Raw genomic sequence first — 22,539 nt, forward strand, 5'->3', positions numbered from 1 at the left:
TTATAAGATTTTAACTCCTTCAGGGTTTATTTTTGATACATGAAGATCGTAGGTTATACTTTGTTTTTCCATAAATTGAGCAATCTGTTTTTTTACATTTTCAGCTTGCTCACGGCCACGACACATTGCGTAAACCGAAGGCCCAGATCCTGAAATTCCGAATCCGAGTGCGCCACTTTCTAAAGAAAGTGCTTTAATTTCATCGAAATATGGTATTAAAATAGAACGAATAGGTTCTACGATGTCATCTTTTAAGCTTCTGCCCAACAAATTATAATCGTTAGTATATAAAGCGCTTACCAATGCTCCCAAATTTCCCCATTGGCTTACCGCTTTATCCAAACTAATATTGCGTTTGATGATAGCACGAGAATCTTTAGTTTTCACTTCAATTTGCGGATGAAGAATTACTACATTCAATTCTTCTGGAGATGGTAGCGATAAAACCTCTAAAGGATGATAACTTTTTACTAATGTAAATCCGCCTAACAAAGCGGGCGCCACGTTATCGGCATGCGCATTTCCGCTAGCCAATCGCTCTCCTTCCATCGCAAAAGGTATCAATTGATTTTTAGTAAATGGGGAACCTAATAATTTATTTACGGCAAAGACAGCGCCAGCAGAACTGGCAGCACTACTACCAATTCCGCTTCCTGCTTTTATTTTCTTATAAATTTCGATATCGAAACCGGCGTTAGATTGCAGCTTTTCGAGCATTGCTTTTACTGCTACACCTGCCACGTTCTGATCAACTTCCATAGGAAGATCTTGCCCTTCCAATTTGGTAATTCGAAGCTCGTTAAGATCGTTCTTTTTAATGACCATCTCGTCGCCAACATTATCCAGACAGCAACCTAAAACATCGAAACCGCAAGAAAGATTAGCTACCGTTGCCGGCGCAAAAACTTTTATTTCTTCCATGGTTATTTTTTACCTATTCGTATAACATCAGCAAAAATTCCTGAAGCGGTTACATCGGCTCCGGCACCTGCTCCTTTTACGATTAGTGGTTGTACACTGTACCGATCGGTAAAGAATAATACGATATTATCGCTACCGCTTAAATTATAAAATGGATGCTCGGAACCTACTTTTTGTAATCCTACCGAAGCTTTACCATCTTCAAGCTGGGCTACATATTTTAACTGAGCCCCTTCTTTTGCTGCATCTTCGTAGATTTCTTTGAATTTGCCTTCATCTTGCTGAAGTAATTTAAAGAAATCTTCGTTATTCTCGGTATTTAGGCTTTCTTCGGAAAGAAAACTTTTATTTTCAATATCACTAAGTTCCATTTTCAATCCGCTTTCACGAGCCAAAATCAATATTTTACGAGCGACATCTACCCCGCTTAAATCGATTTTAGGATCAGGTTCCGTATACCCCTCTTCCATCGCTTGCTCTACCGTTTTATAGAAAGGTTCAGTAGCATTATAGGTGTTAAAAACAAAATTTAAGCTACCCGATAATACCGCCTGAATTTTATGGATTCGATCTCCGGAAGCGATTAAATTTTTAAGGGTATCGATAATTGGTAATCCCGCTCCTACATTGGTTTCGTAAAGGAAAGAAGCTCCATATTCTCTAGACAGTTCTTGTAAATGCTGATAATTAACCAAATCGTCTGCGGCTGCGATTTTATTACAAGTAACCACGGCAATAGAGTTTGCTAAATATTCTTTATACCATTTTGAAATCTCGGCACTTGCCGTATTATCTACAAAAATACTGTTTCTTAGGTTGAATTCTTTAACACGATTAAAAAAGTCGTGCTTACTGGCTTTTTCACCATTGCCTAAGGCTTCTTCCCAATTGCTTAAATCGAGTCCGTTTTCATCAAAAACCATTTTACGAGAATTCGATAAACCAAGAACACGAACTTTCAATCGTAGATTTTCAAGTAAGTATTTTTCCTGCTTCTTTAATTGCGCTAACAATTTACTCCCTACATTTCCTACACCGGTTATAAACAGGTTTAGTTCTTTAGAAGGTACTTCAAAAAATTGCTCATGAAGCGTATTGAGCGCTTTATTGATATCTTTTTTAGCAATGATTGCTGATATATTACGCTCTGAAGATCCTTGCGCTATGGCTCTAATATTAATATTATTATTTCCTAGTGCACTAAACATTTTACCGCTTAACCCGTGGTGGCTTTTCATGCGATCTCCTACTAAGGCAATGATTGCTACATTCCCTTCAATTTCTACCGGTTTGATCTTTTGATAGTCGATTTCTACCGCAAAAGCTTCATCTAAAGCTTCTTTTGCTGCTTGAGCTTCATCATCTTTCACGGCGACACAAATACTGTGCTCTGAGGATGCTTGTGTGATAAGAACAACATTGATATTCTCTTGATATAAGGTTTCAAAAAATCGTTTTGAAAAACCAGGTATACCAACCATTCCACTACCTTCAATATTTAATAATTTGATATCGTCGATATGTGTAATACCGGTAACCCATCTAAAGTTTTCTTCACTAGATTTAGAAATCAATGTACCCGCATCATCCGGTGAAAATGTATTTTTAATATGAATTTGAATTCCTTTATCTAATAAGGGTTGAAGCGTTGGTGGATATAGAACTTTAGCTCCGAAATGCGATAATTCCATCGCTTCCTGATATGATATTTTTTCTAGCGGATACGCTTGATGCACTACGTTTGGATTGGCCGTGTACATTCCGTTTACATCGGTGTAAATGATTACTTTGGCAACATCTAAAGCGCCACCAAAAATTGCAGCTGTAAAATCGCTACCGCCTCGTCCTAAAGTACTGGGTACACCTTGTTCATTTTTTGCTACAAATCCAGGAACCACAAATAAACTAGCGTCATTTTCTTTAAAATACTGAACTACATTTTTATTCGTCAGTTCATAATTCAGCTGAATCTTTTCATTGTTATTCTTACAAACAATCAACTCTCTAGAATCAATTAAGAGTGCATCGGTAGCCAGACTTTTAAAATATTCAGCAATAATTAAAGAGGACAATATTTCACCAAAACTAGACACTACATGTTTGGTTTTGTTGGAAAGTTCGTTTAGTAAATACACGCCTTCATATAAAGTTTCCAAACGATTAAATTCGGTTTTCACTTTACTTAGAACTCCGCTTTGATTTTGTACCGGAATTAATTCTTTTACCGCATCTAAATGTCTTTTTTCATTTTTTGCAAGAATTTCTTTATAAGCTAAATCCTCATTGGCGGCAAGATCTGCCATTTTTAAAAGATCGTTGGTAACCCCTCCAAATGCTGAAAATACAGCTAAGGTTTTATCTTGTTGCACATGCTTTTTTACAGTTTCAGCTACAAGTTTGATTCGCTCCGGAGAGGCTAAAGAAGATCCTCCGAATTTTAGGATATTCATAAGAATAATTTAAAAGTTGAAATAAAAGTTTAAGTTTCGTTGAAAAACGTGTGTGAGTGCGGACGGAAAATTATATACATATTACCCCAAAGGGGTAATAAATGTGCGAGTAATAATAATAGAAATAGCAGCTCCTGTTGTAGAAGTAATCCCAGAACCATTATTTAATTTAAAACTCTTCATTATTTTCCTTAAAAGATGTGATAAAAGTATACAAATAAGAACATAAAAAAAACTAAAACCTCTCTTTTGCTGAAAAAATGTGAGATTTTCATAATTTCGAAAAAACAAAAGCCCGATTTTTAGTGAAATCGGGCTTTTGTTCTTTTTATTTCAATAGGAAAAATTATAATCCGCTGATATAACTTCCGTAAAGATCATTAAATTGAATACCTTTTGTATAGCGTTGTTTACTAAGCTTCTTAAATTCGACTAATCCCCAAAGCAAAAATTCTTTTAGAAAATAGGTATCGATTTTATCCATTTTGGGTTGATATTTTTCGATCAGCTCATTTAATGGCTCTATTTCATCTAGCTTTTTCTTATATTCTTCATCGGTTAGATTATCGGGTAATTCAAAACCGGTTTGTTCAAAAAACCATTCTACCAAATTATCATACGGTGTTTTTTCATCAGGCCTTTGCAGTTTCTCGATCTTTGGGAAATAATCTGGAAATAGTGTTTTTACCGCATCACCTAACAATTGTGTTGCTACGGCTGCAGCACCTTCTTGCTCTCCTTCGTACACCAACTCTACTTTTCCGGTTACTGAAGGAATTACCCCCATAAAATCGCCAAACCTTAGTAAGGTTTTTTCTTCGCCATTCTTCAAAGTTCGTCGTTCTGCAGCACTTAATAAATTTTCGTAAGCAGTAATGCTCATTCGGGCACTAATTCCGCTTTTCTCATCTATAAATTCGCTTTCACGTGCTTCAAAACCAATTTGCTCTAATAAATCTTTAGCTAATTCTGGCACATATACCATATCTGTTTGTCGGGAATCTAATTTAGCTTCTTGCTGCGTGATTGTTTTGGCAATCTCGATAGTTTCCGGGTAATGCGTTAAAATCTGAGAACCAATTCTATCTTTAAGCGGCGTTACAATACTACCTCGATTGGTATAATCTTCCGGGTTTGCGGTAAATACAAATTGCATATCTAACGGCAATCTGAGTTTAAAACCGCGAATTTGAATATCGCCTTCCTGAAGGATATTAAAAAGGGCTACCTGAATTCTTGCCTGTAAATCGGGCAGCTCATTAATTACAAAAATACTTCGATTAGCTCTTGGAATCATCCCAAAATGAATCACTCGATCGTCAGCATAACTTAACTTTAAGTTAGCGGCTTTAATAGGATCGACATCTCCAATTAAATCGGCTACTGTTACATCTGGAGTGGCCAATTTCTCAAAAAAACGTTCACTACGATGAATCCAGGTTATTGGCGTTTCGTCTCCTTTTTCAGCGATTAACTCTTTAGCATAACGCGAGATTGGATTTAAAGGATCATCACTGATTTCTGAACCTTGAACTGCGGGAATGTACTGATCTAAAAGATTTAGCATTAAACGCGCTAGCCTTGTTTTCGCCTGCCCACGTAATCCTAATAAATTAATATTGTGTTTCGATAAAATGGCACGTTCTAATTCAGGAATCACGGTGTCATCATACCCATGGATTCCGGTAAATGCCTGTTCATCTTTTTTAATTTTTTCAATTAAATTATCACGAAGCTCGTCTTTTATACTTTTGCTAGTATATCCTGAAGATTTTAAATCTCCCAGGGTTTTCAATTTTTCAATATTCATATCTTCTTTTTCTTTTAGCCTCTAATTCTTTTTTTTCTGTTTGTTTCGTAATCTTCAAAAATCATTTCTCCTAAGCCTTGTAGACCAGTGTAAAATGCTTTTCCTTGATTAGCTTGTGTAAATTCCCGAATAAATTGCATTAAATAGGGATCTTGTGCAATCATAAACGTAGTAATGGGAATTTGCAATTTTCTGGCTTGCTGTGCCATGTTGTAACATTTATCAACAATATACGGATCTAGCCCCATACTGTTTTTGTAATAACTACCATCGCGTTCTCTAATACAGCTTGGTTTACCGTCGGTAATCATAAAAATTTGTTTGTTGGTATTTCGCTTTCTTCGCAAAATATCCATCGCCAATTTTAAACCATCTACCGTATTTGTATGATAAGGCCCTACTTTTAAATAGGGTAAATCTGCAATAGAAACCGGCCAGGCATCGTTCCCAAAAACGATAATATCTAATGTATCTTTTGGGTAACGTGTCGTAATTAATTCAGCCAAAGCCATGGCTACTTTTTTAGCCGGAGTAATTCGGTCTTCACCATATAAAATCATACTATGGCTAAGATCGATCATCAACACGGTACTCATTTGCGATTTGTAATGCGTTTCTTCAACCACCAAATCGTCATGCGTCATACTAAAATCGCCAATACCGTTATTGATTTGGGCATTCCGTAAACTTTCTGTCATAGAAATTCGGTCTAAAGAATCTCCAAACTGATAATTACGAAAATCGCCAGTATGTTCGTCTCCACGGCCAACATGACTGGTACGATGATTCCCCGAATTACCTTTACGCATTTTTCCGAAAATCTGATCTAAAGCCTGCTGGCGAATAGCTCTTTCGGTTTTAGCGGTAATCTTTAAACTTCCCGAACCCTCACCTTCTCCATCAGCACCATCTGGATCTAGTTCTTCTTTAATATAGCCTTTTTGTTTAAGATCTTCGATAAAATCTTCTATGGTATACTCGTCGTCGGTAAGTTTATATTCTTCATCTAACTGGCGTAACCAGTCTAGCGCTTCGTCTAAATCTCCCGAAGTGTGGGTGATTAATTCTTTAAAAATTTCAAAGAGTTTTTCGAAAGGAGTTGTACTTTCTTCTTCATATTTCTTGAAAACAAATCCCTTTTCCCTCATTTTTTCTTTCTTCTTCATAGCTTAAATTTAAGCTTTTTTCAGCAGAATTAAAATTGAACATTTCATAACTTTTCTTAATTGAAAAACTTAATAGTTAGTCTGGATATACGTTTATGCTTACGTTATTCTTTTCTTAAATACTTTCTAATTTTGCTGAATAATTAGAAATTTGACACTAATCTACATCAACCGGCTTCGCAAGCTAAAAATCGACCGTCAGCATGAAAACCGCTGAAATTATAATTCTTTGTTTAAATATTATTTTCTTAATTCCTTCTATAGCTTCTATTACCAGGTTTGACCAGTGGTGGATTCGTGGTTTTGATTTTCCGAGAATACAAATTTCCTTTTGTCTATTAGTGATACTGAGTCTTTGTGTATATTATTATGATTATTCTAAAACTTGGCATTATGTAGGATCCGGACTTTTAGTATTAAGCCTTGTGCATCAATTTTTCAAAATCTATCCTTATACCTATCTCTCTAAAAGACAAGTGGTAAAATTTAAAGGAAAGGAAAAAAATGATACCATTTCTATATTGGTAAGCAATGTCCTTACCACAAATAAACATCCTGAGAAGCTTATTTCTTTAGTTAAAGAAAGGGATCCAGATATTTTATTAACCTTAGAAAGTGATAAAAGATGGGAAAAAGCTTTAGAAGAAATCGAAGACCGCTACAAATATACAGTTAAAGTGCCTTTGGATAATCTTTACGGTATGCACTTATATTCAAAACTTGAATTAGTAGATACCGATGTACATTACCTTGTACAAGATGATATTCCATCGATACATGGTTTCGTAAAATTAAGAAATGGTGAATATGTAAAGATTCATTGTTTGCATCCTATGCCTCCAAGTCCTACGGAAAGTTATACCTCTACAAATCGCGACGCCGAAATTTTAATGCTTGGTCGAGATATTACTCCAGAAGATAGAAAAGTCTTAGTATTTGGCGATTTAAACGATGTGGCCTGGTCTAGAACTACTAAGTTATTTCAGGAAATGAGCGGACTTATGGATCCAAGAATTGGTCGTGGATTTTTTAACACGTTTCACACGGGTTATCCTTTACTTAGATGGCCTTTAGATCATGTATTTCACTCCAAAGATTTTACATTAATTGATATTGCTCGCGAAAAAAATATTGGTAGCGATCACTTTCCTATGTATATAAAATTGCATTACGAACCACGGGCTGAAAATGTTCAAGACGAATTAGAATTAGATCGGGAAGATGAGCAATGGGCTTTTGAAAAGATTGAGGAGGCACACCCTTTAGAAAAAAGTATTAATATGCCTAAAAAAATGAGTTAATCGGCTCGAGCTGCTTTAATGTTTTACAATGTTTTATCGTTACAGGCTTTTCAATGTAATCTATTACTCTCTGGTAATTTTTTGCTTTTAACCGATCTTTTTGATCTATCGAAGAAGTTACCATAATAACATTCATATTACCATATAATCGGTGCTTTTTTAATTCATCTAAAAATTCCCAGCCATTCATTTCTGGCATATTAATATCTAGTAAAATTAAATAGCGCTTCTCAAAATCCTTAATCGTTTTGGGATGATTTAGGTATTCAAGAGCTTCTTTTGCGCTCTTGAATGCTAAAGGCTTAGAGGCGATACCGCATCTTAAAACCATTTTTTTTTGCATCATCAAAACAATATCATCGTCATCTACTAATATGACTTCTAACATAAGCTAAAGGTAGGTTTAGATTAAAGGTTCAATAGACTTGAGGGTATAAATCTAATTATTGTATGTTTTCTCAGCTATTTTTCTAACGATAGCATCCAAATCATCCGCGGAATTTAATAATTTTTCCAACAAATCTTCATTTTCTACGGCATTTTTTTTATCGTGCTTTATAAGTTGCACTAATCCCATGATTTTTGCTAGCGGTGCTCTAACCATATGTGACTGCTGCCAGGCGATTTCCTCCAGTTTACGATTTCTTTTTTCAATTTGTTTCAGATGCTCTATTTGCTGAGTAATATCTTGCTTTGACGCTATAATTTTTTCGGGTTTACCGTTCGAGCCAAAAACGATATAACTACGATCTAAAAAAACTTTATAAAATCCATTAGCGCATTTAAAACGATATTCAAGCTGAAATTTGCGTTCCCGAGAAACGATCGCCTTTTGAATCTTTTCATTTACTTGAACACGATCTTCAGGATGAATATTTTCATTCCACCAATCTATAAATTCATTTTCTTCAATTTCTTTAGGATCATATCCGCAAACCTTATAAATCGCCTTAGAAATTTTTACAGTTTCATTTCGTATATCATACTCGGTTATTATATCACTGGTTGCTTCTGAAACAATTTCATAATTAGATAAGCTTTCTGAAAGCCTATTTCTTTGCTCTACCAAATCGGTTACATCTCTGCTATTAATAACTATTCCCTTAACAGGGCCGTAATCTAAAAGGTTGGTAGCTTTAGTTTCGATAAAGCGACAATATCCATTACCATCAAAATACCTATAGAAAGGAAGACTCGTTTTTTTATTTGGCTCTTTTTTTACCGCTTGTAATAAGGTAGTTATATAAAGTTGATCTTCGGGATGTACATGATTTAGAAAACTTTGATGTTTGATATCTTCCAACTTAAAATGTAAAATATTCTCGCTACCAGGACTAACATATTTATATTTTAAATTTTTATCTAAAATGGCAATTAAATCACCACCTTCCTGAACCAAAGCCTTAAAACGCTCTTCGCTATTTTCCAGAGCTTTTTTAATTTTTAAGTTCTGTGTTACATCGTTGGCAAGTGTTAATCTGGCGGCATGACCATCGAAATCTATTGGCGTACTGTGAAAATTAACTCGAATTAATTGTCCGTTTTTTTTTCTATGACCAATGGTATCCTTGAAGAACTCACTCGTTCGTTTTTTCTGAATTAATAATTGTTTTTTTTCTTCATCGACATCCCAAATTGTACTTGCAGATTTCTGTAAAAATTCTTCTTCAGAATAGCCATAATGATTTATAGCGGCTTGATTGACACTTAAAAACTTTAAAGTTTGGCGATCAAGAACCCACATTGGAAGTGGCGAAGCATAAAAAAGTGTTTTATAATTGTTCTCCGATCGCTCTATTTTGCACTTGTAATATTTACGCTTTATAGTAAAATCTATGCTACGTTTTAAAGAAGATGGTGTTACTTCTGCTATATGCATATAATCTTCTATCCCTCTGGCAAAAGAGTCGTAGGCATGTTTTCTAACTTTGCTATTTGTTATTATTAATACAGGTAAATCTTTATGGTGAGTTACAAAATCTAATATTTTATTTAAATTCGATTCTCTATAATTTAATTGCAAAACCAAAATGTCAAAGTCGCAATTTTCAATTAATATTCTTTTTAGAGAATCTAAGCTAGTACAATGTGAAATATAATTATGGGGTTCTTTTTTTAAAGCGCTCATAATTATTTCGGTTTCTGCAATAAAACCAAAAAGAAGTATATGTAAGCTTGACGAAGTGTTCATAATTTCAAAGTACCTGCAATCATCATTCATCAATTAATAGAATTACCAAATTAGTATTTTTTAAGTTAAAATGATGAAATTTTACTATAAATAAAAATAAACTGATCATTACGTCAAAAATCGAAAAATTGGAGTTTTTATTACTTGGCGATGTGCCAAAAACACACTAATTTTCGAAAAAAGTAATTTAGATGTTTTCATTCTTTTCGAAGAAATATTTTTTTGTGGATTTGCTAGAAGGTTTTACCGACTTTCATAACCATATCCTACCAGGAATCGATGATGGTTCTCGCGATGTTGAAACAAGCCTTCAGTTACTACAAAAATTTGGAGAGTTTGGAGTTACAAGCTTTGTACACACACCACATGTGATGAATGACTATCATCCCAATACTCCAGAAACCATTAATGCTGCATTGGCAGAATTACAAGCTGCACAACCAGCGCATATTAAAAATTCAGCAGCTGCAGAATATATGATGGATCAATCCTTAATGGAAAAACTTGATGATGAAGAACTCCTAAAAATTTCAGGAAACTTCAGCCTGGTTGAGATGTCGTTTTTACAAGCCCCAATTAACCTAAAAGAAATTATCTTTAAACTTCAAAATAAAGGTCACGTATTAATACTTGCCCATCCAGAACGCTATGGATTTAATCATTCCGCAGATCTAAAAAAATATATAGATCTTAAAAATCGTGGCTGCTATTTTCAACTGAATATGCTTTCGCTTTCTGAACACTACGGAAAAGGAATCCAAAAAATGGCCTTTAAACTTCTCGAAAATCAAATGATCGATTATATAAGTAGTGATACACACCGAATGGAACATCTAGAAAAGCTTCAAAACATCAAATTAAAATCGAAAGAAATAGAAATGCTAAAACCGATTATAGAAAAAAGTAAAGAGCTTTTTGCCTAAAGTTGATAGTCTTCTATAATCGTTTTTTTCTCCTCTGGCGAGATTTTATCACTCAGCAATACGCTAAGCTGTTCCATAAAATCGTCATTGATCTCGGTATTTTCAAGAATTAAAAAATTACCATTTCGTTGAATCTCTTTCTCATTTTCAGCAAGTAATTGTTCCTGCTTCTTTTCGCCCTGCTTTAATTCTGTCCGCAAAATATCGGCAGATCGATTATACAACTTAAGATTTGCAAGTGTGTTTAACAAAACTGCTTGTTCATTCTTGGAAATGAATATTTTACCAGAACTTCCACTTTCCAAAATAAAATCGGTAAGCTTAAATACCTCCTGAAGCGTAAAAAAGTATCGTGAAGCATTGCCATCGGTTAGATTTATAGCATTTTTCCATTCAATCTGCTTCTGCCAAACCGGTAAAACCGAGCCAGTGCTTCCCAAAACATTCCCAAACCGAATCGTTTTAAAAGCTGTCTTCTCTCCCATTTGCGAAAACCAAAAACATAATCTTTCTGCCCAAAGTTTACTTTTTCCCATAACAGATTTTGGCTGTACTGCTTTATCTGTCGACAGTAAAATACATTGCTCTGCTTTATAAGTTTCGGCTAGATAAAACAAAATATAAGCGCCAGCAATATTATTTTTTATCGCTTCCTCAATCTCATTTTCCAATAAACTAACATGTTTATAAGCTGCTGCATGAATCACAATTTCTGGTTCAAATTCTTCGAATATAGAGGTCATTTTTTGGCGATTGGTAACATCGGCTAAAAAACATCGAATATTGGCATTAGGGTATAAAAAACCGATTTCTTCTTTTATAAAAAACAACGCCGACTCACTCTGATCGACAATGATGATTTCTGAAAACGAATCTGAATAATATTTTACCAAAGCTGAACCGATATACCCGGCACCACCAGTAATCAATAACTTTTTATTTTTCTGCGGAAATTTACTCGGACTTATCTTTTCTATTTTATAAAGATCCTGAAGCTCAAATTCTTTAAAATTGAAATCGGTGTTTAGATTTTCCTGAAGCGCAATCGTAAAAAGATCTGCTTTTGCTTTAATGGCTTTATCTAAAAAAACAGCTTTCTTGCCAAAATCAGATTTATAAGTTTCTTCAATATAAATTACAGAACAGTTATTTTCTTGAAACTCAAAATTCAAAAAATCTTCAGAAAAAAGCTGATATCTATCGAAATTTAAGATGTTCGATTTTGGCAATTTTCGCTGAATAAATTCAGAAACTTCCTGAAATTTGGAAGCTTCTCCTATTAAAATAATTTGCTCTTTTAGATCTGGTTTAAGCATGTTTTACTGCCGCTAATAGTTCGGTTTTTATAAATTGAAGATCTGCTTTAGTCATCGCAGTTCCTGAGGGCAAACATAAGCCATTTTCAAAGATTTTCTCAGCAACATCGCTCCCATAGAAATCAAATTCAGCAAAAACAGGCTGGGTATGCAAAGGTTTCCAGATACGCCGACTTTCGATATTTTTCTTAGCTAATATTTTCATCAGGTCTATAACCGAAATTGGTGCAATATGAGTATCGATTTCTAAAATACTCAACCAGTGATTACTTTTATATTCTGAAGAAAGTTCTTTAAAAATCTGGCAACCGTCAATTTCACTAAAAACCGAAGCGTAAAATTGCTGAATTTCTCGTTTCTTTTTTACGCGCTCTTCCAAAACTTCTAGCTGTGACAAACCAATTGCCGCCAACACGTTACTCATCCTATAATTGTAACCAACTTCCTTGTGAAGGTAAAAATCCTCGTCTTCTTTAGACTGCGTTGCCAAAAAAATTGCTTTATTTTTCTGAATTTTATTATTACAAATCAGCGCACCACCAGCCGAAGTGGTAATTATTTTATTACCATTGAAAGAGTAAATCGCTAAATCGCCAAAGCTACCGCAAGGTTTATTTCTATAATAACTCCCCATAGCTTCAGCCGCATCTTCGATAATAGGTATTTCATATTGAGCCGAAATTCGATGAATTTCATCTACTTTATAAGGCATCCCATAGATATGCACCGCGATAATCGCTTTGGGCTTCTTTCCTTTTTTGATCTGGTCTTTTATGGCGTCTTCCAGAAAATCTGGCGAAAGATTGTAGGTTTCCTTTTCGCTATCTACAAAAATCGGTAGCGCGCCTTGATACAAAACCGGGTTTACGGAAGCGGCAAAACTTAAACTTTGGCAAATTACCACATCTCCTTCTCCAATATTTAATAATTTTAAAGCTAAGTGTAAAGCTGAAGTTCCTGAGTTGGTTGCAACCACTTGATGATCTTCAGTTCCTAAAAACGAAGAAATTCGAGCTTCAAATTCGGCAATCTGGGGACCAACCGGTGCGATCCAGTTTTCCTGAAAAACCTGTTGTATTTTTTGCAATTCGTTACCACTTAGATGTGGCGGTGAAAGCCATATTTTTTTCATCTACGACTCATTTTTAGGAAATATAGCTTATTCTGCGTTTTTTTCAGGAATAACATTCTCAAAATTTAAAGCATCGTATCCATTAGAGCTCAGTATTGTTTTTAGCAAAATTTTAAAATCCAACCAAAAACTCTGGTTTTCGATATAATAATTATCTAGTCGATATTTTTGTGTCCATTTCAATGAATTTCGGCCGGTGATTTGTGCTAAACCGGTGATGCCAGGCAACACACGATGCCGATCACATTGTAATTCATCTTCAAAATCGATGTAATAAACCGGCAAAGGTCTTGGCCCAATAAAGCTCATCTCTAATTTAAGAATATTAAAAAGTTGCGGGATTTCATCTAAACCAGATTGTCTTAAAATTCGGCCTAAAGGAGTAACGCGGAGATCTTCTTTTAAAAGTTTCCCTTCGGAATCCGTTTTATCGTTCATCGTTTTGAACTTGTAAATCCTAAAACTGCATGCATCCTTCCCTACCCGATCCTGAATAAAAAATGGATTGAAACCATCGAAAATTAATATGAGTAAAATAATTATTAGAAAGGCAGGAAGAAATAATACGATTGTAAACAACGCAAAAATAAAGTCGGCAGTGCTTTTTACGTATTTACGATACATATTGAAAATGCGTTTAAATTAAAGCAGAATTGGTCAAATTTCAGATAAAAATTTACAATTTTTTATCGGCTTTTTCGCCTAAAACACCTTTTACATCGTAAATTACAGCATTTTCAGTTTTCAATTCGGTTAAATCTATTTCCAAAAATTCCTGATGTGCTACGGCTAAGATCAAAGCGTCAAATTTTGCATCTGGTTTTTGATTGATCGTTTTCACGCCGTATTCGTGTAAAACTTCTTTAGGGTTCGCTAAAGGATCGTAAACCGATACGTTTACTCCATATTCAATTAAATTTCGATACACATCGATAACCCGTGTATTGCGCACATCTGGGCAGTTTTCTTTGAAAGTAAATCCTAAAATTAGAATATTGGAGTCTTTAACTTTAAGATCATTTTTCAGCATTAATTTCACCATTTCTGCCGCAACATATTGGCCCATACTATCATTCATACGTCTCCCGGCAAGAATAATCTCGGGGTGATATCCCACTGCTTGTGCTTTTTGCGCTAAATAGTAAGGATCAACACCAATACAGTGACCACCAACCAAACCTGGCGTAAACGGAATAAAATTCCATTTTGTTCCCGCAGCTTCTAAAACCGCTCTGGTATCAATTTCAAGAATATTAAAAATCTTGGCCAGTTCATTTACAAAAGCGATATTAATATCCCGTTGCGAGTTTTCTATCACCTTCGCAGCTTCAGCAACTTTTATGGAAGGTGCCAGATGTGTTCCTGCTGTAATTACCGAGGCATATAGATTATTTATTTCTTCAGCAATAACTGAGGTTGAACCTGAAGTTACTTTTAAAATTTTATCTACAGTATGCTTTTTATCTCCTGGATTAATACGCTCTGGCGAATAGCCTACAAAAAAGTCTTTGTTAAATGTGAGTCCGCTTATCTTTTCTAAAACCGGCACACATTCTTCTTCTGTAGCTCCCGGATAAACTGTGCTTTCGTAAACTACGATATCACCATTTTGAATAACTTTCCCAACTGTTTCACTGCTTTTATATAGTGGCGTAAGATCTGGTTTGTTATTTCTGTCTACTGGAGTTGGCACAGTAATAATATAGAAATTACAAGATTCAAGATCACTTAACTTAGCTGTGCAGAATAGTCCGTTTTCTTCGGAATTGTCTTCTTTTAAAACAGCTTTTAAGATTGTATTTTCAACCTCAAGCGTTTTGTCTTCGCCGTGATTTAGCTCACTTATGCGAGATTGATTAATATCAAAACCTACAACAGCATATTTTGTAGCAAAAAGTCGCGCCAAGGGCAGCCCTACATATCCAAGACCAATTACAGCTATTTTCTTTTTAGTCATTTACTTTAAGTTATTCCAATACCAAGAAACGGCTTCAGTTAAACCTTCTTTTACTGAAAAATTTGGCCGATATCCAAGTAGCTCTTTTGCCTTTTCTATTGAAGCCTGAGAATGTGGCACATCACCTTGACGTGCAGGACCATATTCAGCAGAAATCTTTGAAATTTCAGGATCAAATTTAGCTAATTCTAACTGCAATATATCAAGAAGTTCATTAAGATCAGTTCTCCCTCCACAAGCGACATTATAAACCTGATTAACGGCTTTTGGATTGTCGGTGGTAATTGCAAGAAGATTTATTTGAATCACGTTATCTATATAGGTGAAATCCCTAGAGAAACTTCCATCGCCATTGATCGTTGGCGATTTATGATCCATCAGTTTTTTTACAAACTTCGGAATTACCGCAGCATACGCACCGTTGGGATCCTGATGTCTACCGAAAACATTAAAATAACGTAAACCAATATTTTCTAAGCCATAGGTTTTCTGAAAAACATCAGCATAAAGTTCGTTTACATATTTGGTAATGGCATATGGTGACAAAGGTTTCCCTATATTATCTTCTATTTTTGGCAAATCTGAAGCGTCACCATAGGTAGATGAACTTGCTGCGTAGATAAATCTTTTTACTTTATTTTCTTTCGCAGCGACCAGCATATTTAAGAATCCGCTTACATTGACCTCGTTGGTTGTTTGCGGATCTTTAATAGAACGTGGCACCGAGCCCAAAGCAGCCTGATGCAAAACATAATCGATATTTTCGCAGGCTTTTTTGCATGCTTCTGAATCTCGAATATCTGCTTCTATTAGACTAAAATTAGGATGATCTTCAAAACGTTCTAAATTTTGTCTTTTCCCGGTAGAAAAATTGTCCAGACAAGTGACTTCAGCATTAAAATCTAGAAGCGTTTTGCAAAGGTTTGATCCAATAAAACCAGCTCCTCCGGTAACAAGAATTTTACAGGAGGAAAGCTTTGCTGTTTTATTTTCGTCTATAATTTTTTTCACTTATCAGAATCAAAATCGGTAGATTCTAAATGCATCAATTTAGTTTTGATAATTTTCTCGGTGGTTTTATTCAATTCCGCTTCTCCTTTTAATCGTTTTCCTAGAAGTTTCATTGCTCCTTTACCAATCTTACGTGGATTTTGCTCTATATAGCTAATTGACGGAGTTAGGTATTTAGTAATTTCTTCATTTAGAAATCCTACAACTTTTAAATCCTCCGGAATACGGATATTATGTTCGTGAGCGTAACGATAAACTTTCATCGTACTTTCGGTATCACAACATAGCACAGCCTGAACACGATCTTCAATAAGAATTTCGCGAATTCTTTCATCTAAAAATTCTCTACGAGTAGAAGCAGCTATATGTTCTTTCATGCTTGGTAACAAAGCTTCCTGATAACCACGAATCCTTTCCTTACCATTTACCAAATGCAGTATTGTTGAAACAACACCAATCTTTTTTAGTCCTTTTTTGATAAGTTTATTAGTTACCTTTTTAAAGCTTTCGGCATCATCTACACCAACTTTATCCACCGGCATATCGTAATTAATACGATCGTATAAAACTACAGGAATATCGTAATCGATTAACTGATAAATATGATCAAAAGCACGCTTACGCTGAGTTTCTTCGGCTATAGAAAGTAAAACACCATCCACAAAACCAGACGTTAGATGATCTATAATTTGTACTTCTCTATCATAAGATTCGTTAGAAATATAGGTAATTACCTGCAAACCTTCTTCCTGTGCTCTAGCTTCGATCCCAGAAAGTACCTTTGCAAAGAACACATTGGCAATATTTGGAATAATCACACCAATGGTGCCACTTCTACTGCTTTTTAAATTAACAGCTACAGGGTTAGGACGATAATTATGAAGTTTCGCCAACTCCTTTACGCGCTCTACAGTTTTCTGACTGATTTCAGGACTGTCATTAAGTGCCTTCGATACAGTAGAAACTGAAACGTTTAGCAATTTAGAAAGCTCTTTTAAGGTGATCTTGTTTTTCATACCTCCAACCTAAGTTTAAATCTGGTTTACATTCAAAGAAAAGCATTTTTAACTTTGAAAGAAAATTAATTCGACGAGATGTAACTCGTCATAATTTTTTCTAAGTGTGCAAAGATAGCTTATCCAAGTCACAAACCCAACCCCCTATTTTTATTAATATTGGTGTTTATAATTATCTATCTAAAGCATTTCAGAATATTACTAGGGGGCTTTATTTTTAATTACACATATTATAACATATAACCCCCTAAAAATCTTAGATTAAATGAATAAAATCAGAAATTTTAGAATGATAGCTTCAAACCATTTTTAAAGAATTTTGAGTTAATTTGCTGAAATAAATAGCTTATCGGCAATAAATAATGCTTAAAAAAAAACTTATACAAACAATTTTCTATATGAAAATCCCAAAGTCTTATTGGTTTTATATTATCGCTGCCATCATCACAATTGTTGGTATTGTAACGGGGTGGTATTTCTTTTTTCTACTTGTTATTCCTTTTGGTTTATTTGGTAGAAATAAAGATGAATAATACAAGTTCTAAAGGAATCGCCAAATCAAGTTAAACTTATACTAAACACCCTGAATGGCTTGGAAATAAAGGATTCTCGACGTAATTTAACATTTGAAATAAATTGAAAATAAAGAAAATGAAAGATTACGGAACCCTGTCTCAGGCAATTAATAAATTAAAATTAGAAGAAGGTTACGAACATGATTTTAACCTTTTGGATGAACATTTAGAAATTAAATCTGAAAAGGAAAAATTTGCTGCTCACGAATTTGATGTAGACAAAGTTTTACGATTTGAAGGAATGAGTAATCCAGACGATAATTCAATTTTATACGCAATAACTACAGAAAGTGGTCGCAAAGGTATATTAGTTGATGGCTATGGGATTTCTAGCGGTCAGCTTTCAGAAGAAATGAGCAAAAAATTAGATCTTAAAGAAAACCGACCAATAAAATAAATTTATAATCGTATTTGGTTTAACTTCTACAATTGGAATTTTGATCGGATAAACTATTTTAAATTTGTATTGAAATAAGAAAAACTATAAATAAAAATTATGAACTATTTAGGATTAGACAAAGAAAAAACAGCCGTTACAGTTGATGAGCTTAATATTCTGTTGGCTGATTACCATCTATATTATCAAAAACTTAGAAATTTTCATTGGAACGTAATCGGTAAAAATTTCTTCGATTTACATGAAAAATTTGAAGAAATGTATGATGATGCCAAACTTAAAGTTGATGAGATTGCCGAACGTATTCTAACGCTCAGATTTCAGCCTACAAGTAATTTAAGCGATTACCTAAAAATGTCGAATCTAGAAGAATCGATATCTGAACTTACAGATTACGACATGATCGAACAGCTAATTAATGATCATGGTGTTTTGCTAAAACAAATGCGTAAGGTTGTTAAAAGTGCAGATGTTGCTGGTGATGAAGGAACTATCGATCTAATAGGTGCTTATATAAGAGAGCTTGAAAAAACAAGTTGGATGTTAGATGCATGGAAGATGAAAACTACAGAAACTCACAAAGCTATAGCAGCGGAATAATCCTTAAGTAAATGTTTGAAAGATTTGATTTCAAAAAATCTTTAGAATCTTTAGTTGAAAAACTAACTGGATGGCTTGACAGCCTTATCGTGAACCTGCCAAATATAATTTTGGCAGTTCTCGTTTTTATACTTTTTTGGTTTGTGGCAAAATGGGTGGGTAAATTTGTAAATCGCCTGTTAATAAAAAAAGTTAAGCAAGATTCTATAAGAGAAATTACCGTAAAAGTTTTAAAAGCGACCATTACGCTTGTTGGATTTTTTGTTGCATTAGGTCTTTTAAATCTTAATCAACTATTAACCTCTATTCTTGCCGGTGCCGGAGTTATTGGTTTGGCTGTCGGTTTAGCGTTGCAAGGGCCATTAAATAATAGCTTTTCCGGTGTTATATTAAGTTTTTTACCAGAATTGCAGATTGGTGATTGGGTAGAAACCAACGGCTATGCTGGTAGCGTAATAGAAATTAATTTACGAAGCATTAAGATTAAGCAATCTGATAATAATTTTGTAATTATACCGAATACTAAGATCGTAAATGAATCTTTTAAGAATTTTAGTAGAACCGAACGATCAAGAATATTCGTGGATTGCGGAGTGCATTACGATTCTGACCTAGAAATGGTACAGAAATTAACCGTAGATACCATAGCAGATTTATTTCCGCAAAACGGTCAGGAAGAAGTGGAATTTATGTATAATGAATTTGGTGATAGTTCGATTAACTTTACAGTGAGATTCTGGACCGACGCTAAAAAGAATTACGATATTTTAGTAGCCCAAAGTCGTGCTATTATAGGGATTAAGAAGGCTTTTGATGGTGAAGGTATTAATATTCCATTCCCAATTAGAACCATTGATTTTTCAAACAAACTAGATTTAAATAAGGCTCAAGAAAAATCTAGTCAGGATTCAGAAGATTAAAAATTGATAAGATTTCTTTATAAAATCGGCTTTTGAAATTTCAGAAGCCGATTTTTATTTAACTCAACTTAAAAGAAAAAATTGGTTTCTCTAACTTCTCCTTTTTTACCCAAGGTATTAAACTTATAACTAAAACCTATCATAAAGTATTGTTGCAAAACGGTACTTTGCACATCCTCTACAAAGTTTTCTGAAGTTTGACGTTCTGTATTTGTATTTTGATTTAAAAGATCAAAAGCTTTTAAACTAATATTTCCTTTATTATCTAGTATCGAATACGTTAATGTACTATTCCATAAGAACGTATTTTTCTGAAAAGCTTCCCCCACATTAGGATTATTAAAATAGCGAAAATCATTTTGCCACTCTAAATTTTTCGGCCAATTTGTAGTTGCTCTTAATCTCAATTCGTGCCGCGTAAACTCATAATCTTGTATGGCATTGATATCGAAATCGGTATTATTAAACCTCATGGTATATCCTGGTCGTAGCTCTAAGAAATCCCCAAGAGTATAGGTTAAATTTAAAGTTGGGTTTAAAGCTGTGGTGTTGCTGTTATATATTTCATTATTTATAAAATTCACATTTCTTAGTAACGTTCCATAGAATCCTAAACCAATTCTTAGGGATGAAAGAGAATCAATTTGAACTTCTTTACTATAGCTAATATTTCCTGATCCTCTATAAGCTCCATCAACATTATCATAGGTTGTGGTTCTCACAAAATTATCATCTACGGTAGACCTTGAAACTACCTGATCGTTGGTATAACTATACATGACATACGCGTAAAATCCGCTTCGCGATTGAAAATCATAATTATTATAATTTAAATAAAATTGTGTTTCGTTAGAAGGTTTTAAATCTGGATTACCTTGGATAATATTCAATGGATCTGAAACATCAACATAAGGTGATAATTGCCGAACTTGGGGTGCATTATTATTTCGTGAAACCGATGCGTAAATTCTCGTCTTCTGACTAAGCGAATAATTCATATTCAAATCAAATTCGATGGCATCAAAATCCTGAGAAAAATCAAAATTCCTTAAATTATCACGACTGGACAGTTCTCGTAAAATGTAGCCGACATCCAGACCAAGATTAAGTTTCTCTGTATTCCAGTCTACGCCAAATTCAGGTCTATAATATTCATTAATATTTTCAAAATCGGTACTTTGCTCTTCATTAAAATTGTCTAAATAAGAATCGCCACTTACATCATAAACATATTGTTTATCATCTCTGGAATCGTTTCCGTAGCCTGCTTCAGCATTAAGAAAAAGTTTATCCTTTAAAACCGGTATTCGATATTTTAAAGATGAACTTATATTTGCATTATCCTGGTTTCCATCGGTCACTTGGTTTCTAAAGATATCTTCTCCTTCATCGCCAAAAGTTTCTGCGGAAGTCATAATAAAGGATTCCGATTCATTTTTTTCAATATTTCCTTCAGTTCGCAACGATAATGAAGATCCGTTTGCCCATTTTTTATTTATATTGAAGTTACCTCCAAAGGTTTGCCCATCACTAAATGTTTGGTTATCACTTTCAGACTGATTTACTAGTTCTCCGGCTTCATTATAAGTTTCAGAACTGCTCTCGTAATTATTTTCTGCTTTGGTAATGCTAAAGCTAGGACGAGCATCAATAAACCAGGTCGTATCTGGCTTTGTAGTAAACTTCATATTCGCCTGATGACGATCGGTATTTCCATCACTTCTAGAATAACTTTCTGTAAAAAATCGCTCGTCTGGTAATATATTTTGGCGCTCTCGCTGCGTATTTTCGTAATTATTTGATCCTGAATAAAAATAATCTGCGGAAATTTCTGAAGTTTCTCCCCAGGAATCTGCAAAATTTAAACCGCCAGTTCTAGAATTTATAATGCCACTACCGAAACCGAAATTACGGCCGTTTATACTAAAAGCTCCAGAGCTGGAAATCATTAAACTCCCTCCTCCTCCAAACATTTTTTCAATTTCACCAAAACTAAATCCAGGGGAATTAATATTATTCCCTCCACCAAGTGCGCTTATTTGTAAATCATTATCAAAATAATTTACGAGCCCAGCATATTCAAACCTGTCGTCTGTCCCTCCGCCACCAGAAACTCTACCGAAGATTCCTTTATTTTTATCTTCATCTATGGTTATATTGATGGTTTTATTCTCGCCATCACTATTTTCGCCGGTAAACGCATCTGAATCTGATTTCGAATCTGAAACCTGTATTTTACTGATCATCTCTTTGGTAAGATTTCTGGTTGCGATCGTAGGATCATCCCCGCCAAAAAATGTTTTACCATTAACAAGTATTTTATTTACCGGCTTCCCATTCACTGTAATATTTCCTTCAGCATCAACCTCAACCCCCGGTAATTCTTTCAGCAAATCCTCTACAGTAGCATCTTTCTTCGTCTTGAATGATTCCGCATTAAATTCAAGCGTATCCTTTTTTATGGTTACAGGTGCTCGTCTTGCTTTTACTAAAACATCACCTAACGACTCCACCTGAAATTCTAAGGAAATAGGATCTAAATTTACTATTCTGCTTTCTTTTAAGCTAACTCGACTTTCATACGGTATGTATCCAACAAAAGTGACATATAAATTCAGCTCTTTTAGAGATGTGATACCTTTTAGTTTAAAGGAACCATCTTTATCGCTGATCGTGTAGGTTACCAGCGTACTATCGCTAACAGCTTCGGCAAAAACTGTAGCTGCTTCTAATGGTTCAGCAGTTTCCTTATCTAATAATTTTCCTGAAATTTCGAATTTCTGAGCAGTTAATGATACACTGAAAAGTCCTATGGCGAGAACCAGTAATTTTTTGAGCATGAGATGATTATTT

The 22,539-nt window shown here is 34.5% G+C and carries 19 protein-coding genes; 6 read left to right on the top strand and 13 right to left on the bottom strand.

The genetic code is table 11. The annotated features are described in order from the left end of the window. From PBT89_RS10630 to PBT89_RS10645, 4 genes are all read right to left on the bottom strand, one after another. Positions 1-921 carry a homoserine kinase gene (locus tag PBT89_RS10630; RefSeq protein ID WP_270061887.1) on the bottom strand — a complete coding sequence of 307 codons (921 nt, stop codon included), beginning with the start codon at positions 919-921 and terminating at the stop codon, positions 1-3. Positions 922-923: 2 nt separating this feature from the next. Beyond that, positions 924-3,371 (bottom strand): bifunctional aspartate kinase/homoserine dehydrogenase I, encoded by a 2,448-nt coding sequence (gene thrA, locus PBT89_RS10635; protein WP_270061888.1) that lies wholly within the window; start codon positions 3,369-3,371, stop codon positions 924-926. Between the two features lie 346 nt (positions 3,372-3,717). After that, entirely contained in the window at positions 3,718-5,181 is a 1,464-nt protein-coding gene (locus PBT89_RS10640) for a magnesium chelatase (RefSeq protein WP_270061889.1), read from the bottom strand. A gap of 14 nt (positions 5,182-5,195) precedes the next feature. After that, the gene (locus tag PBT89_RS10645) at positions 5,196-6,347 is read right to left on the bottom strand and encodes a vWA domain-containing protein (RefSeq protein ID WP_270061001.1); all 1,152 of its coding nucleotides are present in this window, start codon (positions 6,345-6,347) and stop codon (positions 5,196-5,198) included. Positions 6,348-6,550: 203 nt separating this feature from the next. On the opposite strand from PBT89_RS10645, the gene PBT89_RS10650 reads away from it, so the two are divergent. Further along, positions 6,551-7,648 (top strand): endonuclease/exonuclease/phosphatase family protein, encoded by a 1,098-nt coding sequence (locus PBT89_RS10650; RefSeq protein WP_270061890.1) that lies wholly within the window; start codon positions 6,551-6,553, stop codon positions 7,646-7,648. Here PBT89_RS10650 and PBT89_RS10655 read toward each other — a convergent pair. Continuing rightward, positions 7,632-8,036, bottom strand: a complete 405-nt coding sequence (locus PBT89_RS10655) for a response regulator (protein WP_270061891.1) — start codon at positions 8,034-8,036, stop codon at positions 7,632-7,634. The two genes, PBT89_RS10650 and PBT89_RS10655, sit on opposite strands and share 17 nt — an antisense overlap. Before the next feature lie 51 nt (positions 8,037-8,087). Continuing rightward, on the bottom strand, positions 8,088-9,776 hold the full coding sequence (locus PBT89_RS10660; protein ID WP_270061892.1) for a PAS domain-containing protein: 1,689 nt from the start codon (positions 9,774-9,776) through the stop codon (positions 8,088-8,090). 254 nt (positions 9,777-10,030) lie between these two features. Between PBT89_RS10660 and PBT89_RS10665 the strand changes: the two genes are divergently transcribed. Then, complete coding sequence (locus PBT89_RS10665) at positions 10,031-10,762, top strand: tyrosine-protein phosphatase (protein ID WP_270061893.1); 732 nt, start codon at positions 10,031-10,033, stop codon at positions 10,760-10,762. Here PBT89_RS10665 and PBT89_RS10670 read toward each other — a convergent pair. The 6 genes from PBT89_RS10670 to PBT89_RS10695 are packed head-to-tail and all read right to left on the bottom strand — an operon-like array spanning position 10,759 to position 17,194. Further along, a complete protein-coding gene (locus PBT89_RS10670) occupies positions 10,759-12,078 on the bottom strand; it encodes a polysaccharide biosynthesis protein (RefSeq protein ID WP_270061894.1) in 1,320 nt (439 codons plus the stop codon). The genes PBT89_RS10665 and PBT89_RS10670 overlap by 4 nt on opposite strands. Further along, a complete protein-coding gene (locus PBT89_RS10675; RefSeq protein WP_270061895.1) occupies positions 12,071-13,210 on the bottom strand; it encodes a DegT/DnrJ/EryC1/StrS family aminotransferase in 1,140 nt (379 codons plus the stop codon). Before PBT89_RS10675 ends, PBT89_RS10670 begins: the two co-directional genes overlap by 8 nt. A 27-nt stretch (positions 13,211-13,237) precedes the next feature. Then, entirely contained in the window at positions 13,238-13,834 is a 597-nt protein-coding gene (locus PBT89_RS10680) for a sugar transferase (protein ID WP_270061896.1), read from the bottom strand. A 52-nt stretch (positions 13,835-13,886) separates the two neighbouring features. Next, positions 13,887-15,167: a nucleotide sugar dehydrogenase gene (locus PBT89_RS10685; protein WP_270061897.1), complete on the bottom strand. Its 1,281-nt coding sequence runs from the start codon at positions 15,165-15,167 to the stop codon at positions 13,887-13,889. Then, a complete protein-coding gene (locus PBT89_RS10690) occupies positions 15,168-16,169 on the bottom strand; it encodes an SDR family oxidoreductase (RefSeq protein ID WP_270064258.1) in 1,002 nt (333 codons plus the stop codon). It lies immediately after the preceding gene. Between the two features lie 5 nt (positions 16,170-16,174). After that, positions 16,175-17,194: a LacI family DNA-binding transcriptional regulator gene (locus PBT89_RS10695; protein WP_270060992.1), complete on the bottom strand. Its 1,020-nt coding sequence runs from the start codon at positions 17,192-17,194 to the stop codon at positions 16,175-16,177. A gap of 398 nt (positions 17,195-17,592) precedes the next feature. Between PBT89_RS10695 and PBT89_RS10700 the strand changes: the two genes are divergently transcribed. From PBT89_RS10700 to PBT89_RS10715, 4 genes are all read left to right on the top strand, one after another. Beyond that, positions 17,593-17,727 carry a hypothetical protein gene (locus tag PBT89_RS10700; RefSeq protein WP_270060991.1) on the top strand — a complete coding sequence of 45 codons (135 nt, stop codon included), beginning with the start codon at positions 17,593-17,595 and terminating at the stop codon, positions 17,725-17,727. Positions 17,728-17,845: 118 nt separating this feature from the next. Further along, complete coding sequence (locus tag PBT89_RS10705) at positions 17,846-18,166, top strand: phosphoribosylpyrophosphate synthetase (protein WP_270061898.1); 321 nt, start codon at positions 17,846-17,848, stop codon at positions 18,164-18,166. Between the two features lie 99 nt (positions 18,167-18,265). Beyond that, positions 18,266-18,766: a Dps family protein gene (locus PBT89_RS10710; protein WP_270061899.1), complete on the top strand. Its 501-nt coding sequence runs from the start codon at positions 18,266-18,268 to the stop codon at positions 18,764-18,766. A gap of 11 nt (positions 18,767-18,777) precedes the next feature. Then, positions 18,778-19,686 (top strand): mechanosensitive ion channel family protein, encoded by a 909-nt coding sequence (locus tag PBT89_RS10715; RefSeq protein ID WP_270061900.1) that lies wholly within the window; start codon positions 18,778-18,780, stop codon positions 19,684-19,686. A gap of 68 nt (positions 19,687-19,754) precedes the next feature. On the opposite strand, the gene PBT89_RS10720 is transcribed toward PBT89_RS10715, so the two are convergent. Beyond that, positions 19,755-22,526, bottom strand: a complete 2,772-nt coding sequence (locus PBT89_RS10720; protein WP_270061901.1) for an outer membrane beta-barrel protein — start codon at positions 22,524-22,526, stop codon at positions 19,755-19,757. Positions 22,527-22,539 lie beyond the last annotated feature (13 nt).

The sequence above is a fragment of the Zunongwangia sp. HRR-M8 genome, from assembly GCF_027594405.1.
GTDB lineage: Bacteria > Bacteroidota > Bacteroidia > Flavobacteriales > Flavobacteriaceae > Zunongwangia.

Bases quoted from the DNA above. Each gene is read 5' to 3' on its own strand.
- PBT89_RS10665 (WP_270061893.1), top strand. From the start codon at position 10,031: ATGTTTTCATTCTTTTCGAAGAAATATTTTTTTGTGGATTTGCTAGAA.
- PBT89_RS10650 (WP_270061890.1), top strand. From the start codon at position 6,551: ATGAAAACCGCTGAAATTATAATTCTTTGTTTAAATATTATTTTCTTA.
- PBT89_RS10715 (WP_270061900.1), top strand. From the start codon at position 18,778: ATGTTTGAAAGATTTGATTTCAAAAAATCTTTAGAATCTTTAGTTGAA.
- PBT89_RS10655 (WP_270061891.1), bottom strand. From the start codon at position 8,036: ATGTTAGAAGTCATATTAGTAGATGACGATGATATTGTTTTGATGATG.
- PBT89_RS10670 (WP_270061894.1), bottom strand. From the start codon at position 12,078: ATGCTTAAACCAGATCTAAAAGAGCAAATTATTTTAATAGGAGAAGCT.
- PBT89_RS10710 (WP_270061899.1), top strand. From the start codon at position 18,266: ATGAACTATTTAGGATTAGACAAAGAAAAAACAGCCGTTACAGTTGAT.
- PBT89_RS10675 (WP_270061895.1), bottom strand. From the start codon at position 13,210: ATGAAAAAAATATGGCTTTCACCGCCACATCTAAGTGGTAACGAATTG.
- PBT89_RS10720 (WP_270061901.1), bottom strand. From the start codon at position 22,526: ATGCTCAAAAAATTACTGGTTCTCGCCATAGGACTTTTCAGTGTATCA.
- PBT89_RS10680 (WP_270061896.1), bottom strand. From the start codon at position 13,834: ATGTATCGTAAATACGTAAAAAGCACTGCCGACTTTATTTTTGCGTTG.
- PBT89_RS10660 (WP_270061892.1), bottom strand. From the start codon at position 9,776: ATGAGCGCTTTAAAAAAAGAACCCCATAATTATATTTCACATTGTACT.
- PBT89_RS10645 (WP_270061001.1), bottom strand. From the start codon at position 6,347: ATGAAGAAGAAAGAAAAAATGAGGGAAAAGGGATTTGTTTTCAAGAAA.
- thrA (WP_270061888.1), bottom strand. From the start codon at position 3,371: ATGAATATCCTAAAATTCGGAGGATCTTCTTTAGCCTCTCCGGAGCGA.
- PBT89_RS10640 (WP_270061889.1), bottom strand. From the start codon at position 5,181: ATGAATATTGAAAAATTGAAAACCCTGGGAGATTTAAAATCTTCAGGA.
- PBT89_RS10705 (WP_270061898.1), top strand. From the start codon at position 17,846: ATGAAAGATTACGGAACCCTGTCTCAGGCAATTAATAAATTAAAATTA.
- PBT89_RS10695 (WP_270060992.1), bottom strand. From the start codon at position 17,194: ATGAAAAACAAGATCACCTTAAAAGAGCTTTCTAAATTGCTAAACGTT.
- PBT89_RS10685 (WP_270061897.1), bottom strand. From the start codon at position 15,167: ATGACTAAAAAGAAAATAGCTGTAATTGGTCTTGGATATGTAGGGCTG.
- PBT89_RS10630 (WP_270061887.1), bottom strand. From the start codon at position 921: ATGGAAGAAATAAAAGTTTTTGCGCCGGCAACGGTAGCTAATCTTTCT.
- PBT89_RS10700 (WP_270060991.1), top strand. From the start codon at position 17,593: ATGAAAATCCCAAAGTCTTATTGGTTTTATATTATCGCTGCCATCATC.